Origin of the sequence: Lacticaseibacillus salsurae (assembly GCF_045862175.1) — a bacterium.
Classification (GTDB): domain Bacteria; phylum Bacillota; class Bacilli; order Lactobacillales; family Lactobacillaceae; genus Lacticaseibacillus; species Lacticaseibacillus salsurae.
This window is the reverse complement of the sequence record NZ_BAAFZI010000015.1, coordinates 1-22952: the sequence shown is the minus strand read 5'-3', so window position 1 is coordinate 22952 and position 22952 is coordinate 1. Positions and strand designations below refer to the sequence as shown.

The 22952-nt window shown below is 50.2% G+C and carries 17 protein-coding genes; 5 read left to right on the top strand and 12 right to left on the bottom strand.

The features are described from left to right. Positions 1–3: 3 nt before the first annotated feature. From ACKTSG_RS06435 to argC, 7 genes are all read right to left on the bottom strand, one after another. Positions 4–1098, bottom strand: coding sequence for a citrate/2-methylcitrate synthase (locus tag ACKTSG_RS06435; RefSeq protein ID WP_407893097.1), 1095 nt, complete (start codon positions 1096–1098; stop codon positions 4–6). Positions 1099–1124: 26 nt separating this feature from the next. Then, positions 1125–3731, bottom strand: a complete 2607-nt coding sequence (acnA, locus tag ACKTSG_RS06430) for an aconitate hydratase AcnA (protein ID WP_407893095.1) — start codon at positions 3729–3731, stop codon at positions 1125–1127. Positions 3732–4993: 1262 nt separating this feature from the next. Further along, the gene (gene argF / locus ACKTSG_RS06425; protein ID WP_407893093.1) at positions 4994–6016 is read right to left on the bottom strand and encodes an ornithine carbamoyltransferase; all 1023 of its coding nucleotides are present in this window, start codon (positions 6014–6016) and stop codon (positions 4994–4996) included. 1 nt (position 6017) lies between these two features. Next, positions 6018–7154 carry an acetylornithine transaminase gene (gene argD, locus ACKTSG_RS06420; RefSeq protein ID WP_407893091.1) on the bottom strand — a complete coding sequence of 379 codons (1137 nt, stop codon included), beginning with the start codon at positions 7152–7154 and terminating at the stop codon, positions 6018–6020. Between the two features lie 15 nt (positions 7155–7169). After that, a complete protein-coding gene (argB, locus tag ACKTSG_RS06415) occupies positions 7170–7913 on the bottom strand; it encodes an acetylglutamate kinase (RefSeq protein WP_407893089.1) in 744 nt (247 codons plus the stop codon). Positions 7914–7924: 11 nt separating this feature from the next. Continuing rightward, positions 7925–9109, bottom strand: coding sequence for a bifunctional glutamate N-acetyltransferase/amino-acid acetyltransferase ArgJ (gene argJ, locus ACKTSG_RS06410; protein ID WP_407893087.1), 1185 nt, complete (start codon positions 9107–9109; stop codon positions 7925–7927). 19 nt (positions 9110–9128) lie between these two features. Beyond that, positions 9129–10160: an N-acetyl-gamma-glutamyl-phosphate reductase gene (argC, locus tag ACKTSG_RS06405; RefSeq protein WP_407893085.1), complete on the bottom strand. Its 1032-nt coding sequence runs from the start codon at positions 10158–10160 to the stop codon at positions 9129–9131. Positions 10161–10388: 228 nt separating this feature from the next. On the opposite strand from argC, the gene ACKTSG_RS06400 reads away from it, so the two are divergent. Together ACKTSG_RS06400 and carB are read left to right on the top strand one after the other, a co-directional pair. Continuing rightward, positions 10389–11459 carry a carbamoyl phosphate synthase small subunit gene (locus tag ACKTSG_RS06400; RefSeq protein WP_407893083.1) on the top strand — a complete coding sequence of 357 codons (1071 nt, stop codon included), beginning with the start codon at positions 10389–10391 and terminating at the stop codon, positions 11457–11459. Next, entirely contained in the window at positions 11452–14484 is a 3033-nt protein-coding gene (gene carB / locus ACKTSG_RS06395) for a carbamoyl-phosphate synthase large subunit (protein WP_407893081.1), read from the top strand. The genes ACKTSG_RS06400 and carB overlap by 8 nt, the downstream gene beginning before the upstream one ends. 110 nt (positions 14485–14594) lie before the next feature. Here carB and ACKTSG_RS06390 read toward each other — a convergent pair whose 3' ends face one another. Together ACKTSG_RS06390 and ACKTSG_RS06385 are read right to left on the bottom strand one after the other, a co-directional pair. Further along, entirely contained in the window at positions 14595–15950 is a 1356-nt protein-coding gene (locus tag ACKTSG_RS06390) for an FAD-dependent oxidoreductase (RefSeq protein ID WP_407893079.1), read from the bottom strand. A gap of 14 nt (positions 15951–15964) precedes the next feature. Beyond that, complete coding sequence (locus ACKTSG_RS06385) at positions 15965–16645, bottom strand: EAL domain-containing protein (RefSeq protein ID WP_407893077.1); 681 nt, start codon at positions 16643–16645, stop codon at positions 15965–15967. 255 nt (positions 16646–16900) lie between these two features. On the opposite strand from ACKTSG_RS06385, the gene ACKTSG_RS06380 reads away from it, so the two are divergent. Then, on the top strand, positions 16901–17593 hold the full coding sequence (locus ACKTSG_RS06380) for a GTP pyrophosphokinase (RefSeq protein WP_407893075.1): 693 nt from the start codon (positions 16901–16903) through the stop codon (positions 17591–17593). Positions 17594–17646: 53 nt separating this feature from the next. Here ACKTSG_RS06380 and ACKTSG_RS06375 read toward each other — a convergent pair whose 3' ends face one another. After that, on the bottom strand, positions 17647–18273 hold the full coding sequence (locus tag ACKTSG_RS06375; RefSeq protein WP_407893073.1) for a carbonic anhydrase family protein: 627 nt from the start codon (positions 18271–18273) through the stop codon (positions 17647–17649). A 16-nt stretch (positions 18274–18289) separates the two neighbouring features. Next, entirely contained in the window at positions 18290–19153 is an 864-nt protein-coding gene (locus tag ACKTSG_RS06370; RefSeq protein WP_407893071.1) for a metal ABC transporter solute-binding protein, Zn/Mn family, read from the bottom strand. A gap of 99 nt (positions 19154–19252) precedes the next feature. Here ACKTSG_RS06370 and ACKTSG_RS06365 point away from each other — a divergent pair, with 99 nt between their 5' ends. Both ACKTSG_RS06365 and ACKTSG_RS06360 read left to right on the top strand, forming a co-directional pair. Beyond that, positions 19253–20176 (top strand): LysR family transcriptional regulator, encoded by a 924-nt coding sequence (locus tag ACKTSG_RS06365; protein WP_407893069.1) that lies wholly within the window; start codon positions 19253–19255, stop codon positions 20174–20176. Between the two features lie 215 nt (positions 20177–20391). Further along, the gene (locus ACKTSG_RS06360; RefSeq protein WP_407893067.1) at positions 20392–22566 is read left to right on the top strand and encodes a hypothetical protein; all 2175 of its coding nucleotides are present in this window, start codon (positions 20392–20394) and stop codon (positions 22564–22566) included. A 137-nt stretch (positions 22567–22703) separates the two neighbouring features. Here the strand turns inward: ACKTSG_RS06360 and ACKTSG_RS06355 are convergent. Next, positions 22704–22952: hypothetical protein (locus ACKTSG_RS06355; RefSeq protein WP_407893065.1), on the bottom strand; the 249-nt coding region annotated here is incomplete at its 5' end.

Below are 22952 nucleotides of genomic sequence, written 5' to 3'. Positions count from 1 at the left end.
AAATTATTTGCGGGTTTGTGGCTTCACATGGCGATCCGTGGGGCCGACATATTCAGATGCCGGGCGGATCAAGCAAGCTTCCTCGCGCTGTTCCATAATGTGGGCCAACCAGCCGGCAGTACGGCAAGCGGCAAACATTACGGTAAACGTGGATTCATCCAAACCTAAGCTGTGATACACCACGGCAGTATAGTAGTCGACATTGGGATGCAAGCCGAGTTTTTCCAACATGTAGCTGGCGATCTGTTCTTGGATCTCAAAAAACGGCTGGTTGTTGGTTTCATCGGCCATTTCTTCGGCGATTCCGCGCAAGATCTTCGCTCGCGGATCGCCATCTTTGTAAACGCGGTGGCCAAAGCCCATGATTTTTTCATGATTGGCGATTTTGGCATCGATGTAGCGCTGAGGCGAAACGCCAGTGTGGCGGATCTCTTGGAGCATATTGAACACTTGCTCATTGGCGCCACCATGAAGCGGCCCTTTTAACGCACAGACTGCGGCAGTCAAACACGAATAAAAGTCGGCATTCGTTGACGCCACCACGCGACTGGTGAAAGTCGACGCGTTAAGTTCATGATCGGCATGTAACACCATCACGGTATTGAACATGCGCACTTGCGACTTGGTCGGGCGCCGGCCCATAAACAAGTACATGAAGTTTTCGACCACGCCCCATTCAGGATTCACTTGCATTTGCGGCTGCGAGTCGCGCAAGCGGATGATCGCCGCGATCGCCGTGAGCATTTTGCCTAAGATCTCGCGCGGTTCGTCCAGTTTGCCATCATTGTTGGTGGTGCCTAATAGCGAAACCGTCGTGCGTAAAATGCTCATAGGATGTTGCGGCTCCAACGCGATATCATGCATCAAGCGCACGGTTTCGGCAGGCAAATGCATGGCCGTTAATAAATCGTGTTGCATGGTGTGGAGCTGGTCGGCATTAGGTAAGTTCTTATGCCACAACAGGTAAACCACTGCTTCGTACGGCAAGTCTTTTAATTCTTCGATCGGGTAGCCGGCAAACGTCAGCTTCGAATCTTTCGTCGAGCTGATCTTGGTTTCAGTGATGACTACCCCTGCTAATCCTTTAGGTACGTCCATGTAGTGTTCCTCCTGTGGATAAAATATTAAGTCAACGCATTAGCCACGATCTGCGGCATGATCCCGCCGGCTTGGTAATACCCCCAATCAGCTGGGGTATCAAAGCGCACCTTGGTGTCAAAATGCGTCTGTTGGCCATTGTCAGCCGTTGCCGTGACATGTGCCAGTTCATCATCCAATTCGATGGTATACGTTTCTTTGCCACTGAGGCCAAGGCTTTGGGCCGTGTCGCCAGGCAAATATTGTAGTGGCACCACGCCCATCATCGCCAAGTTAGCCCGATGGATGCGTTCAAAACTTTCCGCAATAATGGCTTTGACACCGAGCAACTTCACGCCTTTTGCCGCCCAATCACGCGATGACCCCATCCCGTAATCTTTGCCGGCTAAAATCACCAATCCGGTGCCGGCTTTGGCATAAGCGCGCGAAGCTTCATAGATCGTGGTTTGGGTCCCGTCAGGCAACGTGGTGTAGCCACCTTGCGTGCCTGGGGCCAGTTGGTTTTGCAAACGGATGTTGGCCAACGTCCCGCGCATCATCACTTCATGGTCCCCGCGCCGCGAACCATAAGAGTTAAACGCCAAAGGCTTGATGCCGCGCGCTTGCAAGTATTTGCCTGCTGGCGTGTCGCGGCCAATGAAGCCTGCTGGGGAAATGTGATCAGTGGTGACTGAATCGCCTAATTTCGCCAAAACGCGCAAGGCGCTTAAAGTCATTGGCGCCTTTTGCGTCAAGGCTTCACCAAATGGTGGCTTGGCAATATAAGTGGAGGCTTCGTCCCAGGCATAAGTGTCACCAATCGCTGTTGGTAGCGCGTCCCAGTTGGCATTTTGATGATAAAGGGTTTGGTAATTGGCGGTAAATTGTTCTGGATGCAAGTAATCAGCCGTCAGTTGCGCGATCTGCTCGTCACTTGGCCACAGATCCTTGAGGTAAACGGCATGACCATCTGCGGCATGGCCAACTGGTTGGTGATCCAAATCGATATCCATGGTGCCTGCCAGCGCGAAGATCACGACTAACGGTGGCGAAGCCAAGTAGGTGTCGGTGATCTTCGGGTTCACCCGGCCAGTAAAGTTGCGGTTAGCCGATTCCACTGCCGCCAAAGGATAAGGCTTGGCTTCAACCGCCGCTTGCAAATCGTCTTGTAAGGCGCCGGAATTGCCGATACACGTCATACAGCCATATCCCGTTAAGTTAAAGCCCAACGCATCCAGATCTTGTTGCAAGCCAGCGGCAGTCAAGTAGTCCGATACCACTCGCGAACCAGGCGAGAAACTGGTTTTGACATATTCAGGCACTTGCATCCCCAGCTCATGCGCCTTTTTGGCGATCAACCCAGCGGCAAACAGCACTTGTGGGTTGGACGTGTTGGTGCAACTGGTGATTGCCGCCAACCCCAAAGCCCCAGGATGTAAATCAAAATGCTTGTCGGCCACGTCGACTGAAAAAGCTTCTAAGTCGCGGCGGTCATCAAATTGCTTCGGCAGATCGGCTAAATACACCAAGTCTTGCGGCCGCGTTGGGCCAGCAACACTAGGCTTGACGGTGGCCAGATCCAAAGTGACGTTTTCGCTGTAATGGCGCATGTCATCTTCCACAGGCTTATAAGCCAAATGGTTGGCATCGGCATACGCTTGAACTAACGCGATTTGCTCAGGTGCGCGGCCAGTGAGCTTCAAATAGTCGATTGTTTGACTGTCGATCGGGAAATAGCCACAAGTGGCCCCATATTCAGGCGCCATGTTAGCGATCGTCGCCCGATAAGCCAGTGGCAAACTCGACAACCCCACGCCATAAAATTCGACGAACTTGCCAACGACCCCGTGTTCGCGCAACAAATGCGTCAGCGTCAAGGTGAGATCCGTGGCGGTGACGCCTGGTTGCAAACGACCCGATAACTCGACGCCGACGACTTTAGGCGTTGGCATCAAGGTGGCTTCGCCTAACATATTGGCTTCAGCTTCAATGCCGCCCACGCCCCAGCCTAACACGCCAAGTCCGTTGATCATGGTGGTATGCGAATCAGTCCCCACTAACGTATCTGGGAAAGCCATCCCGTCTTTGGTCATGACGACTTTAGCCAAGCGCTCCAAGTTGATTTGATGAATGATCCCAGTATCTGGTGGCACCACTTGCAGGTTGGTAAAACTTTTTTGCGCCCACTTTAAAAAGGTGTAGCGTTCTTGATTGCGTTCAAATTCGCGCTTGACGTTAAAGGCAAACGCTTCGTCATTGCCCGCTTTATCCACTTGTACCGAGTGGTCGATCACAAGGTCAACTGGCACAGAGGGGTTGATGCTTTTGGCATCGCCGCCTTGCGCCACCACGGCATCACGCATAGCGGCAAGATCCACGATCGCCGGCACCCCGGTGAAGTCTTGTAAGATCACGCGATCTGGTTGATAGGCGATATCTTGATCATGGGCGTCATCCCATTGCAATAAGGCGTTGAGCTCATCGCCTTGCGCGTGGCCTTGGTTTTGGCGGCGTAAAGCCGCTTCCAGCAGGATGCGGATCGTGTAAGGCAAGGTGTCGACTTGGGCATGATGATCGGCCAAAAATGCAGAAATATCCGCATATTTGTAGGTTTGGTCGCCACTTTGGAACGTGTTTTCGTATATCTGTGCCATCCGTTATCCCGTCCTTTACGCATTAGAAACTGTTTTAATCTCAGTCTTATTTTATCATACAAATTTAATATTATCGAGCTTATCTCTCAAGTCAAGCGGTTTCGTCAACTTATCTCACACGACATTTAATTAACCAACGATGAGAACCTCGCATCACAGCTTTGAACAAAAAAACGAACAATCAGCTTTGAGGCCGGGTGGTTGGATTTGGAACTCCGGAGGGCTGGGGTGGCCATAGTGAGGGTCCTCAGCCGAGCTAACCGGATGTCTCGCTTTGCTCGCCACCCGCTGGATCTCGACTTGCGGAACGCTGTAGGCGATAAATCGCCAACAGCGTTCTCACTATGCCCACCCCAGCCCGCCTCCGTCCAAAATCCAACCACTCGACGTGACGTACTGTGATGCTATTGGCCACGGAGATGATTAGCCGGCTAACTATCTCAGGTCAACAAACGCATGGCTTATCGAAGGTTCAGCTTCGAATCTGCCTCAACGACTCTGCTGAATGTCTGGCGAGTTATCAACGCCCACCACAGAAATCTGTGAATACTGTTGAGCCGTTACTTACCGGCGTTATTGCCACTTTTTGCCACCCACAGACTTTCTCAGTTGGTATGGCTAACTGATTGCACCAGATTCTGAACTTGGTTTAACGCATCGCCTATGTTCATCGTGTCGAAACATTCATGGGCTGAAGTTGAAGTGTAGGCAACAACGCATTCGCTTAGATCTAGGACGAATCCAACTTGATCAATCCGATCAGATAATTAGCCGGCTAACTATCTCAGGTCAGGAAAAACATAAAAACATGTGTGGTTCCATTCCGAATGCTTGAGTGCCTTAGGAGTTATCAACACCCAACATCAAATTCTGGGGATATTGTTAAATCGTCAATTCATCGTTTTCCACAACACCGCTTGACTTGATTTAAGGTCGTTGCCCACCAGCCGAGAAAATCTGGAAACGGAGGTGACTTGGGGTCACGGAAGAAAACTGGCCAATTGTCGTGAAAGTGAAATCAAGGATGACGCCGAACTTTGGCGGCATCCGCGGATTTCACCGGCAACTTTTGAAACAGCGCACTTGGCTGGTTCAAAAGTTAGGCGTAAGAACATCGGCGGGCTTTGCCGATTTCTGAAGCCGGCCGCACGACAACTTGGCCAGTTTTCTGGAGTGACGCCAAGTCACCGCAGCCCCACGATTTGCAAAAAAGCGGCGATCTTAAAATCAGATCGTCGCAGTATTTTAAAAGCCGGCGCCAGTTAATCAAACAGACTGTCTGGAATAAACAAATCGCCTAACGTGGCCGCCATGATGGCTTTGATCGCATGCATACGGTTTTCCGCTTCGTCAAACACCACGGATTTATCCGAGTTGAACACCTCATCTGTGATCTCCAAGGCGTCCATGCCAAATTCTTCGCCGAGCTGCTTGCCGACTTCAGTTTGATGATCGTGATAAGCTGGCAAACAATGCATGATGATGGTGTCCGCTTTGCCAGTGGCCGCTACCAGATCGGCATTGATCTGATAAGGTTTTAACGCATTGATCCGCGCCGCGACATCGATTTTTTCACCCATGGAGATCCACACATCGGTATACAGCGCATCTGCTCCGGCTGCCGCTTGTTTGGCATCTTCAGTTAATAACACTTCAGAGCCTGCCGCATCGGCATACTTTTGAGCGATATCGATCACCGCTTGCGCCGGCCACAAGGACTTTGGCGCGCCGATGTGGATATTGACGCCAAGCATCGCTGACGTCACCAGCAAACTATTGCCCATATTCGACCGGCCATCGCCTAAATAAGTCAGCGTTAAGCCTTTTAAGTGGCCGAATTGTTCCTTCAACGTCAAAAAGTCGGCGATCATTTGCGTCGGATGCCAGTCATCCGTCAACCCATTCCAGACTGGCACGCCGGAATATTTGGCTAAGTCTTCAACAGTTTGTTGCGCAAAGCCGCGATATTCGATGCCGTCAAACATCCGGCCTAGGACTTTGGCCGTGTCTGCGGTCGATTCTTTTTTACCAAATTGAATGTCGTTTTTGCCGAGGAATTCTGGATGGGCGCCAAGATCGATGCTGGCGACGGTGAAGGCAGAACGCGTGCGTGTGGACGTTTTTTCAAACAGCAAGGCGATATTTTTGCCTTGTAAATAAGGATGCGGGATATGCGCGTGCTTCAACGCTTTTAAATGCGCGGCAAAATCGATCAAATAGTCCAATTCTTTCGGGGTGTAATCGATTTCCTTCAGCCAAGAGCGATTTTGAAAATGATTGGTCATGCTATGCCTCCTTCAATACATCGGCGATCAACGCCAAGCCCGCCTGCAGATCCGCTGCGCTCATCACCAAAGGCGGCAATAAGCGCAGCGTATTGTGCTTGGCAGATAACGTCAACAAGCCTTGGCCTTGCAGCTGATGAATGACAGCTTCAACGTTGGTTTTTTCATCCAAATGAATGCCGATCATCAAGCCCATGCCAGTGATGCCAGTGACCACAGGCAATGGCGCAATGGTGTCGCTCATCGTCGTCCACACATCAGCGGCTTTTTGTTGGACTGACGCCAAAAATGCCGGCGTTAATTTGGTCAACACTTGTTGCGCGGCGGCTAAGGCCAACTTGTTGCCGCCAAAAGTCGTGCCGTGGCTACCTGGAGTGAACGCCTGACCTAACGCCTTTTTGCCGATCATCGCGCCAATGGGCAAGCCGGAACCTAACGCTTTGGCCACGGTGACGATATCTGGATCGAGGTCAAACGCTTCATAAGCGAACTTGTAGCCGGTGCGACCGATACCAGATTGCACTTCGTCGATGATCAACAGTGCACCAGTGGCTTGGCATTTGGCGGCAACGGCTTGCAACCACGCCTTGTCGCCGACGTATACGCCGCCTTCGCCTTGGATCACTTCTAAGATCACCGCCGCCAAGTCGCTGTCGATTTTGTCTAAGGCTTCTGGGTCGTTGTAATCGGCAAAAATCACATCTGGCACCAGTGGCGCAAAGCCGGCTTGGATCGCTGGGTTGCCAGTCAAGGACATCGATCCATAAGTGCGGCCATGAAACCCGTTGTTAAACGCTAAGACGCGGGTTTTTCCCGTGGCTTTGCGGGCAAGCTTGAACGCGGCTTCATTGGCTTCAGTGCCGGAGTTGCAAAAAAAGGCTAACTTGTCGTTGCCGGCTAACATGCCGCCAACAGTTTCTTGCAGCTGCGATTCATAAAGATTGGACGTGTGCCAAACTTTTGACAATTGGCTTTCCACAGCGCCGGTGATTTCAGGATCTTGATAGCCGAAGCTACATACCCCAATGCCTGAAGTGAAATCCAAATAAGTTTTGCCGGTGTTGTCGACTAAATGCACATCATGGCCGGCGACGAGATCAAAGGGGTAACGCGCATAGGTATTAAATAAATGACTCATATATTTCCTCCTGAACTAACAAGCTGCCGCGGCTTCAACGATGGTGCCAGCGTGATTCAACGCATCAGTGATCACCACTTCATGTACCACTTGAGCAGTGTGTGCAGCCGCTTCGATTTTCGGCTGCATGCCTTTGGTGATCACATTCGTGGCGATCAGCTGGGCGGCTTTTTGCGGGGTGAGTTTGGCGACGACATTGCCTTGTTCCAACACCCCTGGCACATCTGTCAATAAGACCAACTTGCTGGCGTGAAGCGCCGTGGCCACTGCCGCTGCTGCCATATCTGCGTTGACATTCAACAGCTGGCCGTCTTCAGTTTGCGCTAGCGGCGCCAACACGCCGATGTGCTCGCTTAAAAATTCGTCCAACGCTTGGCCATTAACGCCAGTGACGGCGCCAACTTGTCCGTAGATCGCTTGGTCCAAAAAGTCGCCGACTAACAAATGTGCATCGGTACAATTCAAGCCTAATGCGGGCAAGCCGTGCTGAGACAACGCCAAGCAAAGTTGTGGTTGGACCACGCCTAGCAATACCGCTTGGGTGACTTGCAAGGTTTTGGTATCAGTGACGCGAATGCCGGCTTTTTTCACTGGGGTGAGGCCAAATTGCTCACTCCAAGCATTGATCTGCGGCCCGCCGCCATGTATCAACAACACTTTTTTGCCGGCATCATGCCAAGCCTGTAATTGGGCAAAAAATGCTGGCGTCAATTGCGTTGCCGCATTGCCCCCTAATTTGATAATGATCAGATCTGACATGATAGCCTCCATTAAGAACGATAAGACGCGTTGATTTTGACGTAATTGTAAGTGAGATCGCAACCCCAAGCTTGCCCTGATGCATCCCCGGCGTTGAGATCCACGTCGATGGTGATCTTTTGAGCCCCCATCGCTTGTTTGACTGCCGCTTCATCAAACGGCAATTCCAGCGAATCTTGCACCAACTTGTAGCCGTTAAGGGTGATGGCGACATGATCGACATCGATTTTGACTTGCGTTTGCCCCAAAGCGGAAATGATCCGCCCCCAGTTAGGATCTTCGCCAAAAATCGCGGCTTTGACCAAGTTGGACCCAACGATCGCTTTGGCGGCATGTTGGCCTTCAAGATGGGTCGCAGCGTGATGAATGTTGACTTCCACTAACTTCGTGGCGCCTTCGCCATCTGCGGCGATGCCTTGCGCCAACTTCGCCAACACCCCACTTAACGCTTGGGCAAAAGCCGGATAATCAGGATGATCGGTGGTCAACAAGTGGTTATCCGCCAACCCATTGGCCATCACCGTGACCATGTCATTAGTGGAGGTGTCCCCGTCAACAGTGATCTGGTTAAATGTTTCATCTACCACTTGGGACAACAAACCTTGTAATTGCAACCCAGAGATATTCGCGTCAGTAAATACAAAGCCTAGCATGGTGGCCATTTTGGGATGGATCATGCCGCTACCTTTGGCAAAGCCGGTAATGGTCACTGGCTTGCCGTCGATCGGCAACGTCACACTGGCGATTTTAGGATGGGTGTCAGTGGTCATCACCGCAGTAGTCACGCCAACGTCTTGTTTGAGCTGCAACGCTTCAATGCCGGCGTGGATCTTTTTCATCGGCAGTTGGGCGCCGATCAAACCAGTCGAGGCGACGCCAACAAGGGCTGGGTCGATTTCTAACTTGTCGGCGACTTGTTGTTGTTCGGCTAAGGCATTCTCAAAACCTTTTGCGCCAGTACAGGAGTTGGCGATCACCGAATTCATTACGATGGCTTGCAAGCGATGTTGCTCGCCGATCAATTGTTTGCATAACTTCGTCGGCGCGGCAATGAATTGGCTGGTGGTGTAGGTGCCAGCGGCGGCAGCAGGGACTTTGGAAACCAGCCACCCCATGTCGTTTCGATCGCGCAACCCAGCTTGTACGCCATCGGTGTAATAGCCTTTGGGCCAAATGAATTCATCTGAGATCGTCATATCGATATCCTCCTATAAGTTAAGGTAACGCCACTGTCGTCGGCAAACCGGCTAGTGGGTCAAAATCAAACATTTGATTGAAGTTTTGGATCGCTTGGCCGCCAGCGCCTTTGATCAAATTATCGATCACTGACACCACCAAGATCGTGTTGGTCACTGGGTTATACACCGCGCCGATATCCGTGAAGTTTGAGCCAACGACTTGTTTTAACGTTGGCAACTGCTCAGCGGTGAAGCGCACGAAGAAATCATCTTGATAAGTCGTGTTGAAGGCATCAGCGACGACTTGCCCGTCAACGCCAGGTGCGGCTTTGGCGTAGATGGTCGCCATTAAGCCAGTGGTCACTGGCAACAAAGTGGTGGTAAATTGCAGCGCTGGGACTTGAGGATCCCAAGTTTGAACGGCTTGCATGATCTCTGGGATGTGTTTGTGGGTATTGATCCCATAAAGTTGCAGATTTTCATTGGTTTGAGAAAAATGCGTCAACGCCGTGAGCTTTTTGCCAGCGCCGGAAGTTCCTGACTTGGCGTCTACGATCAAGGAATCTTTGACGATCAAATGTTGCTGGATCAATGGCGCGATGCCTAACAACGTCGCCGTGGCATAACAGCCGGGGTTGGCGACATAGGTATGGCCTTTGGCATTGGCAAATTCGGCTAAGCCAAAATGTGCGGCTTGCAAGGCGTCCGCATCAGCGGCAGGTTTGTGGTACCACTTTTCATATTGGGCCGGGTCTTTTAACCGGTAGTCGCCAGACAGATCGATCACGGGAAACTGCGCTTTAATGAAAGGTTTGGCTAACGTATTAGTGATCCCAGCGCTGGTGGCGAAAAATGCCACTTGGTTGTCTGCCATAATGGCTTGGGCGTCATAAGGCAACAGCGGCGCGGTTTCTGTCGGGCCAAATTGGGGCACGACTGCACATAATGGTTGGGCGTGGTGTTGATCATGGCCATATAAGTTAATGGCTGAAACTTCTGGATGAGCTTTAAGTAATTGATACAACACCATGCCGGCATAACCGGTGACTCCGACGATCGCGACTTTCATGTGTCTGCCTCACTTATGCAAAATATTGAATGACTGTAGCTTACCCCCTTCTCATCAAAAATACAAGTGTTTCGCGATTTTTATTCAACATTTATTCAGATTTCAGCCGATTTTGAGCAAATCTTTCTATATTCTCTGAATATTTTGTTGACATTCTCATGAATTTGCCGTTAAATATGGACAAGCAATAATGAATATCGACTGCATAAATTTACGAGGTGGCGCAACATGAAAAAATATCTCTACCTAGAAGATGGGACGCATTTTGAAGGCATTGCATTTGGTGCGACCAACGAGATCGCTGGCGAAGTGGTATTCAATACCAGTATGGTCGGCTACCAAGAAGCCTTAAGTGACCCGAGTTACGCCAACCAACTTTTGACTTTTACCTATCCTTTGATCGGCACTTACGGCGTGGACCCTACCCGCAACCAAAGTCCCACAGTTTTGGCGCAATGCGCGATCGTCCACACCCTTGAAAATGAACCTGGCCCTACCGGCGAAACGTTAAATGACTATCTATTGAAGCAACACGTTCCAGGCATTCAAGGCGTCGACACGCGCCAATTGACCAAACACATTCGCCAGTCGCACACCATGCAAGCGGTATTGTTGAACCAGCCGTTAACTGACGACTTTGACGCGGTATACGCCCAGTTGTTTGCCCAATGTCAAAAGACCCCGCAACTGGGCCATGCCACTTATCACAGCGAAACGGCGCATGCCAAGCATGTGGTGATGATCGATTTTGGCACCAAACAAGGCATTATCGATGCTTTAGTGGCCAATGGGATTTCGGTGACCGTGGTGCCTTACACAACGGACTTGGCGATGATCCAAAACTTGCATCCTGACGGCATTTTGTTATCCAACGGCCCTGGCGACCCCGCTGATTATGCGGTATTGCCGCTGATCCAAAAACTGGAACATTTATATCCCACTGCCGGCATTTGCTTGGGACACCAGATCTTGGCATTAGCCAATGGCGCCAAAACCGTCGCCATGGCATATGGGCACCGCGGCATCAACCATCCGGTGCATGCAGTGGGGTCAGATCACGCCATGATCACTAGCCAAAATCACGGCTACATGGTCGATCCTGACAGCTTAGCCAACACGGATCTGGTGGTTACGGCCATCGAAGGCGATGACGGGACGATTGAAGGGTTAGCCCATCAATGGTTGCCGATGTTTTCTGTGCAATATCACCCAGAAGCCAACCCTGGTCCCAAAGACGCCAGTGGCTTTTTCAAGCAATTCAAACAGTTAATGGAAAAGAAGGTCGCCGCTCATGCCTAAGAATTTAAACATTCATAAAATCGTGGTGATCGGCTCAGGCCCGATCATCGTCGGCCAAGCTGCCGAATTTGATTACTCCGGTTCGCAAGCTTGCTTGTCGCTGCGCGAAGAGGGCTATGATGTGGTGTTGATCAACTCCAACCCCGCCACCATCATGACAGATGACGATATCGCCGATAAGATCTATTTACAGCCGCTGACGTTAGAATCGGTCACCCACATTTTGGAAATCGAAAAACCTGACGCCTTGTTGCCGACTTTAGGTGGACAAACTGGGTTAAACATGGCCGTGGCGCTGGATGAAGCTGGCGTGTTGAAGCGCTTGAACATCGAATTATTAGGCACAGGGCTCCAAACCATTCATCAAGCCGAAGACCGCCAAGCCTTTAAACAATTAATGGAGGATCTCGATCAACCGGTGCCGCAATCGCTGACGGTTCACGACCTTGACAGCGCGCTGCAGTTTGCCCAAACTTGCGGCTATCCAGTGATCGTGCGGCCGGCTTTTACCTTAGGTGGTACAGGCGGCGGGATCGCGCATAATGTGGCTGAGCTCAAACGCATCGGCCAACGGGGCTTGGAGTTGTCCCCTAACACCGAATGCTTGATCGAAAAATCCATCGCCGGGTATAAAGAAATCGAATTTGAAGTGATGCGCGACGCCGCTGGCACCACGATCTCGGTTTGTTGCATGGAAAATGTTGACCCTGTCGGCATCCACACCGGCGACTCGATCGTCGTCGCCCCAAATCAAACCTTGGATGACCCGACGTTTCAAAAGTTACGCTCGGCTTCGTTGAAAATCGTTGACGCCTTAAACATCAAAGGCGGCTGTAACGTTCAACTGGCCCAAGATCCGCATTCCGACCAGTACTATATTATCGAGGTCAACCCGCGCGTCAGCCGCTCTTCAGCCTTAGCGTCTAAAGCCACCGGCTACCCGATCGCCAAAATCGCCGCCAAGATCGCGGTAGGGTTGAACCTTCAAGAAATTCAAAACCCTGTCACCAAAACTACTTTTGCCGCGTTTGAACCGACCTTGGATTATGTGGTCGCTAAGATCCCGCGTTTTCCTTTTGATAAATTCGTGTCTGCCCAGCGGCAATTAGGCACGCAAATGAAAGCCACTGGTGAAGTCATGGGCATCGGCACCACTTTTGAAGAAGCCTTGCTTAAAGCGGTGCAATCATTGGAACTAGATACCACCATGCAAACCACGCTGCTGCCTAAAACCACACCGACAGACGCGGAGCTCACCCAAGCGTTGGAGCATCCCACTGATGTGCGGTTGTTTTATTTGTTTGAAGCTTTGCGGCAAGGTTGGTCCAAACAAAAGATCCAAGCCCACACGCAGATCACCATGTTTTTCTTGAACAAACTTGAACACATTTTTAACACGCTGACTGGCTTGCAAACCGGCACCTTAACTGTTGAGCACGCAAAAGCCGCCAACCAATTAGGCTTTACCGCAACCATGATCGCTGATGCCGCAGGGGTATCGACATTGGTGGTGCAGGCCCTATTGCCAGCACCAGTGTACAAAATGGTCGACACGTGTGCTGGCGAATTTGCGTCAGAAACGCCGTATTTCTACTCCACCGCTTTTCCTGGTGAAAATGAATCCAAGCCTTTAGGCAACAGTATCATCGTCATCGGCTCTGGCCCGATCCGCATTGGCCAAGGGGTGGAATTTGATTACACCACCGTGCACTGTGTTCAAGCGATCCAAGCCGCTGGGTACCATGCCATCATTATCAACAACAACCCAGAAACGGTTTCGACTGATTTTTCGATTTCTGACAAATTGTATTTTGAACCACTGACGGCAGAATCGGTGATGCATATCGTCGATTTGGAACAACCGCTAGGCGTGATCGTCCAATTCGGCGGCCAAACTGCGATCAATCTCACCGCCAAGCTTGCCAAATTTGGTGTCAAGATCTTAGGTACCAGTTTGGCTGGGATCAATCAAACCGAAGATCGGCATGAGTTTGAAAGCTTGTTGGCTGACTTGCACATCACCCAACCGCTTGGCGACACGGCGATGAATCTTGAAGAAGCGCGTCACATCGCGCCAAAAGTTGGCTATCCGGTGATGGTGCGGCCGAGTTTCGTGTTAGGGGGCCGCGCTATGGCGATCGTAGAAGATGAGTCGCAACTGGCTGAATATGTGCAAAAAGCCATCGCTGCGGCACCGCATCAGCCGATTTTGATCGATCATGATGTGCAAGGTAAAGAATGCGAAGTGGATATTTTATCCGATGGGCACAATGTATTTATTCCTGGGATCATGGAACACTTAGAAGGCAGCGGCATTCATTCCGGTGATTCTATCGCGATCTATCCGCCACAACATTTAAGTGCCGCGCAACAAGCGGAAATCATCCAAACCGCCACAGCCATTGGCCAAGCCGTGCATTGTGTGGGGATGATGAACGTACAATTCATTGTCGCTGATCGTTTGTACGTCATTGACGTCAACCCACGCGCTAGCCGCACCGTCCCGTTCATGAGCAAAGTCACCGGCTATCACTTAGCCAAGTTGGCCACCAATTTGATTTTAGGCAAAACCTTAGCTGAGCTTAACCTACCGATCGGCTGCCCGACGCCAAAACCAGGAGTTGCGATCAAAGCGCCCGTCTTTTCTTTCACCAAGTTGCCAGGGATGGCCACAGGATTGGCACCAGAAATGAAATCCACCGGCGAAACCATCGGCTTGGGACGCGATTATCACGAAGCCTTAGCCAAAGCGCTGTGTGACAGTTATCACTGCACTTTGCCAGCATCTGGAGATGTGTTGTTGAGCTCACAACAACCTAGTACTGAGATCACCGACGCCTTATCCCGTGTTGGCGTGACCTTAACGCTTTGGGATGGCACGTTACCCGCCCAAAAGCCTTGGGCCGTGTTGAATTTTGATGAACATCAATCCACCGCCAGCCCCTTGAACTATTATGCGTTAAGTCATCAAGTGCCGTTGTTGACCAGCACCCAAACTTTGATCGGCTTGTTACATGCTATTTGACAACCGGCATAAAAATAGCGCCGCACGATCTAAACGGATCGCGCGGCGTTATTTTGTTGCAAAAGGTTCTCAATCAAAATGCGATTTCTGATTGTCGCTCACAAACACGACTACTGGTTGCCTTTGTCGGCTTTGGTCACTGCCAGTTGGGCAACCAGATTCAAATAGTTGAACGGCTGGTCATAATGCGGGTTGAACAACATATCCACAAAGGCCAAGTCATCAATGGTATTGCGGTTTTGGATCGAAATGGACACAGCGTTAGCCGATTGGGTGATCTCATGCGTCGACCATAACTGCGCGCCTAATACGCGGCGATCATCCAAACCATATACCAACGTGATGCGCACGTCGTCATGACCGTGCATAAAGGCAGGACGATAAGGGCCGACATAGGTGACACTGTCAGCGCGGATGCCTTCTTTTTGCGCGCGGACTAACGTCAAACCAGTCGTCGCCAATGTGTGATGAAACAAACGCATCGCCGTCGTGGCTTGGGTGCCGAGATCTTTTTGGCTATTGCCAAACACGTTGCGACCAACGATATAACCTTGGCGCACGGCGTTAGACGCCAGCGGCACATAGGCGGATTTGCCGGTGGGATTGAAATGCGCTGCACAACAATCCCCAGCGGCATAAATATTTTCATCACTGGTTTGCATCCAGTGGTTAGTCAACAACGCGCCATGGCGATCCATGGCGACTTTGCCTTGTAACAACGAGGTATTGGCCAAAAAGCCGGTGCACACAATGGCAATATCGGCTTGAACATTGCCCGCAGCGGTTTGCACCGTGATATCTGAATCACCAATACCGGCTTCAAAAGCTTCGACTCGGGCATTCAAATACACCTTAACGCCATGGGCTTCAAGCTTTGTTTCGATATCTGCAGACATCCCCGGATCGATATAATTGTTCAATAGCTGGGCGTTGCCTTGGATCAAGCTGACTTTATGGCCAGTATTGGCAAACGCTTCGGCCAATTCCACGCCGATATACCCAGCACCAACGATGGCGACATGTTGGCCTTTGGCGGTATCTGCTTTGATCAATTCCGCTTGGCGGGCATCTTTGCACATCAACACGCGCGAATCATCAATGCCAAATAACGGCGGCACTTGCACATACGAGCCAGTGGTCATGATCAACTTGTCGTAATGATCTTCAAACACTTCATTGGTTTTGAGATCTTGCACTTGCAACGTTTGCGCCACGTTGTCGATCGCCAACACATCATGGCGGATCTTCACGTCAACACCTAAGCTTTCTAAGTGTTCTGGCGTTTCATAAAACATGTCTGACAATTGGTCGACTTCGCCAGCTAAATAAAGCGCGATGCCGCACGACAAAAATGACACATTATCATCGCGTTCATAGATCACCACTTGCGCTTCGGGATGAAATTCTTTAATGGCTTTGACAGCAGCCACCCCAGCATGGGTACAGCCAACGATCACAATTTTCAAACGGGTTTTCCTCCTTATGCTGGATCATCTGGGGCTAAGCGCAACAAATGTGGCTTGCCGTAAAAATACCCTTGGCGTAGATCGATGCGCAATTCATCGGCGACCACGTCATCATGCGCATCTTCAATGCCTTCTAAAATAAACCGTAGATTGCGACGCTTGGCTAGATCTTGCCAAAACTCAACGCGTTGATGCAGCGTCGGGTCTTCAAAGCCAGCGGAGAAATTCTGCAAGGCAAACTTGATTTCTGACGCATAAGGCAATAAGGCTTCAACATGGCTGAAATCATTGTCACCAGAATCCACATCATCTAAACTCAGTTCCATCCCGCGGGCTAAGTAGCGTTTGATCTGCGGTTCCAAGCGATCCAAGGTGATGTTTTTATCACTAGGCTCTTCGGTTAACTCCACCACTAATTTAACTGGACGCAAAAAGTTTTGCGCCTTGATCAAAGCTGTGTTGACGTCAGCATCCAGCAATTGGGTGCGATTGAGGTTAACGGAAACTGATGGGATCTTCAACGCCAGCTTGCTGGTGGTCGCCACTAACACATCTGCAACAATGTGCGCTGGGATCTCGCTGAAACTGGCTGGCGGCCGCCAGCCTTGTTTGGTGTAGCTTTTCATCAACAGCTCATAGCCGATCAAGGTATTATTGATACGATTCAATTGCGGTTGAATGAAGTATCGATACATGGCCAAACTCCTTATTATACGTCATGAATTCTTAACGTCATTATCCTACTAACGTCAAAGTTGTACAAATTTCTTAATTTGTAACGATTCTTGCGACACTTCAAGACTAAAAATATTTCCTTTGATCTCACCGGTTATCAGGAAAAACGCTCAAGTTCACATTTCAAAGCATTGATCTGAATATTTATTGTCTAATAATGACCGCTATTTTTTCGCCGGTGCGCCGTGGTACAATAAGCTCTAGGAGGATCATCGATGATTTTACAACGTCCCAATTTACCAAATCTGCTTCAAACCAAAGAAGAACTCAACCGCTTTGCCCCACCAGAATTGCAGATCGATTTGACGGAATTCGTCAGTTATTATCAACTATGCCAAGCAGCGGTCAATGAAGTCGGCACCAAACTCGAAAATCTCGACGCCGATTACCAACTGCACAACGCCCACAATCCGATCCATCATATTGAAGCGCGGATGAAAGATGTCCGCAGCTTGATGCGCAAAGTTGATGCCCATCACCTGCCACCGACTTTTGCCAGCATTCACGACCATATTTATGATATCGGCGGCTTGCGCGTGATCTGCAACTACCAAGCTGACGTGTACACCGTCGCCGACAACTTATTGGCGCAATCGGATATCACCTTGATCCGCCAAAAAGATTACATCAAAACCCCCAAAGCGTCTGGTTATCGTAGCTTACATTTGGTGGTATCCGTGCCAGTATTTGAAGCCAATGGCGTTAAAAATGCCCCAGTGGAGATCCAACTGCGCACCGTCGGCATGGATACTTGGGCCAGTTTGGAACATAAACTGCGCTATAAAACCGATGTCGACGCCGACACAGTGGCCAACTACGCGGCGCAATTGCATCAATACGCCGATGAAATGGATCACATGGAACTGGGCATGCAACACATTTTTCATGCCTTGTCCGACCAAGCTTAACGAAACGAAAAACCGGCAATTCTCCCATTAGTGGAAAATTGCCGGTTTTTCGTTTAGTTCAAGTCAAACTCTTCGATCACCCGTTCATGGCGAGGTTGAAGCGCACGGTTATTATCCCCAAATTGATCAGCAAACCAAACGGCTTGGGCCTTGGAAATCGTCAGGTCAAGCGGTTGGATCACATACCATTCCACCCCTTCAGTTAAAGGTGGCGTGGTCAATGAACCTAAGTAATGGAAAACGTGACCCCGCCTCGGCATCAAAGTAGTGAGATCGATTTCTTCAGGATGCTGCCGGCCAGCGGCAAAATCTGTGATCACTTGTTGCAAGATCGGATCAGCGGCGCCTGCTTTGAACAACACCGCGATCACGCATAACTGCCCGATCGCATTTTGATGGACAAAATGCATTTCTAGCGTTGCTGCAGTATTGGAGACATGCTCGACTGGCACATGGAAGTGCACCTGGACACAGGTGTAGTGGTGCGCTCCGATCTGCACTTGACCTTCGCCTAACAACTTGATCGTGGTGCCATCATCTAATTCTTGGTGCATGTGATAAGGCGCGATCACTTGCAAATGTTCATTTGCCACCACTTGCCCATCGCGCAAAGCGATTGGTGAGCCTTGCGTGCCAAAACCATTTTCCCAAGTTGCTTGTTTGCCATAATCTAAGGTCATCACTGTCACTCCTTGATCAATTTTGGATCGTGTGTAATTCTTGATACTGTTTGGTCATCCAGCTGGTATAAGATAACCCTTTTGGCAAGGTTTCAGTCACATGCAAAATCGGAATGTGATACCGCTTGGCCGAGACGATCGCGTTATCCACGATCTTGCTGGAAACTTGCGTGTTCACCACGAAAAAGGCGATCTGCCCAGTCGCCATTTGCCGATTCAACCGTCGGACATCTTGAGGACTAGGGTCGCTACCTTCTTCCACGGCTTGGGCAAAATGCGGATTGGCCACATGATAACCTAAATAAACTAACGCATTGTTAAACACTGGCTCTGACACCGCCACTTGCTTGCCGTTTGCACGTTGTTTCAACTGATCGATCAACGTCATCAGCGGTTGCAACTTGGCAATGTAATCTGTGGCATTTTTCGTGTAATCGGCTTGATGTTTGGGATCCAAGCGGCCTAATTTTTTGGCTAAGGCGCGAGCAATTTCAGGCATCGCCTGAGGACTATACCAAATGTGTTCGTTTTGGCCGTTTTTGACGCCAACGATCTTTGCTGCCGATAACGTCGCCACCTCAGGCTCAGCGGCAGTCAACTTGTTCATCCAAGCATCATAGCCGGCGCCATTGGCTAACACCAGATCTGATTTGGCGATCAACTTGCCAGTGGCGACAGTCGGCTCAAAGTCATGCGGATCCACTGCTGGGTCATTGATCACGCTGGTCACACTGCCATGCGTGCCAACCACTGCTTTGGCCACTTCAGCGTAGAAATCCACGCTACACACCACCCGCATGCGGTGGGCGGATTCAGGTTTTGCGGCGCAACCGGCTAACACCAGCAGTCCTAATAGGAAAATCCATTTTAATTTTCGCACAGGCTTCCTCCAATTCTGAACATATTGTACCAAAAATTTATATCAATGCTTGCAGGTTTATGCCGAAATTGGCATACTAATCAAAAAGGGGGCCCGATCATGGCATTGTTTGACCGCGAAAATCAACTGATCCAGATCCTTGAAAGTCTGGCGCGCACTGGGAACATCTCCCAAACCGCCAGTGAGTTGTTTATGACCCAACCCACTGTCAGCAAGATCATCCGCACCCAAGAAAAAGAATTCGACTGTGAATTCATTGATCGTACCGCACATCCGCTGAAGCTGACTTACGCTGGCGAATATTATCTCAACAAGATCCGCCAACTGGCACAATCTTATCAAACTTTGAGCCATGATCTGCAAGCTTACGCCCAAGACGCACATGGGCATATTTCCATCGGCGTCAATTCCAGCTTGGCGCAAGTGGTGTTGCCAAAATTATTGCCGCAATTCCACCAACGTTTTCCTCAAGTCAGCATCCAATTGCGCGAACTGGATTCTACCGTTTTACAACAAGCCGTCCAAAATGGCGAATTGGATGTTTATATCGGCGTGACGCCAGCTTACAACGCGGCGCTGGCTTATCGGCATTTGTATAACGACGCCGGCGTGTTGCTTTTACCCAAGCGCCTGCAGCCAAAAACCACGCCAGAGTTGCCGCTTGTTAATATCGCGCCTTTTGTCAACGGCCAAGATTTCATTTGCGAAACCCCAGAATCTGATTTTCAACGTAGCGTGGATGCGTATTTGACCAAATATCATATTGCCCCCAGCACCGTGTTGCAAACGCCGAATTTGACCACCGCGTGTTCCCTGGCTTGTGTTGGCCTAGGGGCGACGATCATCCCACGTTCCATGCCGAAACATTACTTGGCTGATCAAAATGTTTGCGTGTTGCCGCTGGCTGAATCCGCCTTTCAAACCGCGGTGGAGATCGCCTACAACCAAGAACGGCGCTTATCGACTTTGGTGCAAGCCTTCATCGACTTGGCGATTCAAACTTTCGACGAAAAAATTGAATGATCGTTTCCAAAAACCTGTCACTTTTTTCTGCAAAGTGGCGGGTTTTGTTGTACTCTTAACAAGAGCCAACAATTGAGCGCGGCAAATGCTTTCGTCAAACTCTTGTATTTGGTTGCGGGACGCTGCCACAGCGCGCGACGTACCAGCACCATTTTTGACTCCGATAAAAACCACCGGACAACTTTTTTTGTTGTGCCATATAGGAGGAACAATTTATGAATGGTAGCACTGCCTTCCATTTGAAACAAATCATGAGCGCCGAGCATTTAAGCGTGACGCAAGCCGCAAAGCAAATCGGGATCTCTCCCGTCAGCATGCGCAAAGTGTTAAAAGATGTCAAAATGAGTACTGCGGTCATGTTCAAGATCAATCGTTTTATCGACGAACATGAAAGTATTATTGCCACCAAGCCAGGCGAATTGCCAACTGACACCCAAGCGGGCAAAAAAGCCGACGACAAGTCAACTGCCAAAAAGCCATCGTCTAAGCGCAACCGCAACAATGCTAACGAAAAAGCCGCAGCCCAAAAACCAGCGGCCAAGCAACCAGCCAAGGCCAATGCCAAAAACCAGCCGAAAAAAACGGCTAACGCTTCAACCAAACAAACCAACACCAAGCGGACAAACACCAAAGCCGCCGCACCAAAAGCAGACACCAAAGCGCCAGCGCAAAAACAATCCGCTGGCAAAAAAGCGACGCAAACCCGCGCCAACAAAGCTAAAGCCGCAACCAAAACGCAGCCAAAGCCAGCGGAAAAGCCAGCGGCCCAACCGGCCCAAGCCACGACGCCAGCCAAGCCCGCTAAAGTCACGCGCAAACAACAACCAGCTCGTTTTACCATCCATCAAACGGATGGTGCTCCGATCCAATCTGAAGCTGAACACGAAGCCCAACGCATTGCCGAAGCCTCAGCTGTGGAAGCTCGCGCAGAACAATTGTCGCAAGCTGGCGTTGGCAGCATGAACCCAAATGCCCAAGTACCAGCACACCATTTAGCCAAAACTCCTGCTGTGCAACCAAAGCCAGTAGCCAAAGCACCTGCTGAACCAAAACCAGCAGTCGCGCAAAAGCCAGCCACTGAAGCAAAACCGGCGGCTGCACCAAAGCCAACCGCACCACAAAAGCCTGCGACCACCACTGCCACTGCAGAAAAGCCAGCCGTGCAACCAAAGCCGCAAGCTAAACCAGCCGCAAAAGCTGAGCCGCAAAAAGCCCCAGCCAAATCAGTCGCAAAAGCTGTTGCCGCAAAGCCAACAGCCAAAGCACAAGCTGAAGCCAAGCTTGAAGAAACCCAAACGACGCCTGCGCAACCAGTTGCCCAAAAGCCACAAGCTCAGCCTGTCGCTGCTGAAGCAAAAGCGCCAGTGGCAAAGAAACATCCACAAACTTTGCAACTATTTATCGATGAATCATTTGTGCATGGCAATGACTATCAACGCAACATGTTCATCGGCGCAACTTTAGTGGACCAAGACGACGATCACGCCTTAGATCAATTCGCCAACACACTGTATCCATTCGGCTGGCAACCAGGCGATGAAGTCAAAGCCCGCGGCAAGAGCCATGAACAGATCGCTGCCATGTTGACGCAAGCACATGGCGATCAAGCGCAAAACTTTGTCACTTACTCCCCGCAATCGGATATGGGCAACTTCGCCATGGGCTTTGGCATTTGGTATCCATACTTGGCCACTGTGTTGCGCGTTTTGGACACGTTGGACTACTTGCCAAACAAAGTGCGCATCGCTTTGGACCGCCGCAACGAGTTTGAAGATGAACAATTAGCCGTCGCTGCGCGCATGCTCAACGCTTACGTCAAAGCGCAAAGCGGCAAAGACGTGATGTTCATGTTGCGCACCAGCGACTCCAAGTCCACCATCGGCATCCAATATTCTGACTTCTCCGCCCATGCGGCGTTGACCTTCACCAAAGAACAACTAGCAGAATGTGGGATCACGCGCCTAGAAGACCTTGGTAGCCAAATCGGCGATCAGATCACTTTATTCTCAATGATCGGTTTGCAAAAGTATATGTTGGACGACCGCTCTGTGGTCAAACAACAAGCTAGTTTCAAAAACCCAGTTTTGGTTGCCGCAGAACGTTTGTATCGCTTAGCCAACAAAGCCACCAACTTGTCTTTGGTCCCAGATGAGACCTTGACGCAAGCCAAACTGGTGATCAACCAGTTGTTGCAAGTTTGCCCAAGTGCCATCACTGGCGCCATCAACAAAATGCCATTCCAAACTTGGTACGACATGGTCGCTCGCGCCGCTGCCTTGTTGCACTACACTGACGAGACGTTGCCAAGTTTTGACATCGACCCAGACGCGATGCAAATCGCCCAAGACGCCTTGAACAATATCGCCAACTTATTGGCCACTGCACGTTAATATTGAAAATGCCTTACGATCAAAATGATCGTGAGGCATTTTTTTGGTGCAATTCGTCATTTTGATGTCATGCGACGTGGCTACTCTTCGCCGGAGCTGCACCAACAGCTGAAGATGGCAAAAATAAATGCTTCGCACTAACTGAAGACGGCATATAGCTTTACCAGGTAATGCGAAGTTTTTGACACCACTCGGCGAAAAAATTGTCCAAGGTCGGCGAAGAAATTGACCAACAATACAGAAACCTCCTGTATACTACGGGTAGCATACGTGTAAGCGCGTGCAATTCTTAAATACAGGAGGTCTTTGTAATGGCTATTCATTACCGTCAAATTCTTGAGCTTCACGCTCAAGAGCTGGTGCAGCGAGACATTGCGGCAATCACT

Excerpts from the sequence above, each read along its gene's own strand:
- ACKTSG_RS06375 (WP_407893073.1), bottom strand. The coding sequence starts at position 18,273 with ATGACCTTAGATTATGGCAAACAAGCAACTTGGGAAAATGGTTTTGGC.
- argF (WP_407893093.1), bottom strand. The coding sequence starts at position 6,016 with ATGACCAATCATTTTCAAAATCGCTCTTGGCTGAAGGAAATCGATTAC.
- ACKTSG_RS06360 (WP_407893067.1), top strand. The coding sequence starts at position 20,392 with ATGAATGGTAGCACTGCCTTCCATTTGAAACAAATCATGAGCGCCGAG.
- argD (WP_407893091.1), bottom strand. The coding sequence starts at position 7,154 with ATGAGTCATTTATTTAATACCTATGCGCGTTACCCCTTTGATCTCGTC.
- argJ (WP_407893087.1), bottom strand. The coding sequence starts at position 9,109 with ATGACGATCTCAGATGAATTCATTTGGCCCAAAGGCTATTACACCGAT.
- ACKTSG_RS06385 (WP_407893077.1), bottom strand. The coding sequence starts at position 16,645 with ATGTATCGATACTTCATTCAACCGCAATTGAATCGTATCAATAATACC.
- ACKTSG_RS06400 (WP_407893083.1), top strand. The coding sequence starts at position 10,389 with ATGAAAAAATATCTCTACCTAGAAGATGGGACGCATTTTGAAGGCATT.
- ACKTSG_RS06365 (WP_407893069.1), top strand. The coding sequence starts at position 19,253 with ATGGCATTGTTTGACCGCGAAAATCAACTGATCCAGATCCTTGAAAGT.
- argB (WP_407893089.1), bottom strand. The coding sequence starts at position 7,913 with ATGTCAGATCTGATCATTATCAAATTAGGGGGCAATGCGGCAACGCAA.
- acnA (WP_407893095.1), bottom strand. The coding sequence starts at position 3,731 with ATGGCACAGATATACGAAAACACGTTCCAAAGTGGCGACCAAACCTAC.
- carB (WP_407893081.1), top strand. The coding sequence starts at position 11,452 with ATGCCTAAGAATTTAAACATTCATAAAATCGTGGTGATCGGCTCAGGC.
- ACKTSG_RS06380 (WP_407893075.1), top strand. The coding sequence starts at position 16,901 with ATGATTTTACAACGTCCCAATTTACCAAATCTGCTTCAAACCAAAGAA.
- argC (WP_407893085.1), bottom strand. The coding sequence starts at position 10,160 with ATGAAAGTCGCGATCGTCGGAGTCACCGGTTATGCCGGCATGGTGTTG.
- ACKTSG_RS06435 (WP_407893097.1), bottom strand. The coding sequence starts at position 1,098 with ATGGACGTACCTAAAGGATTAGCAGGGGTAGTCATCACTGAAACCAAG.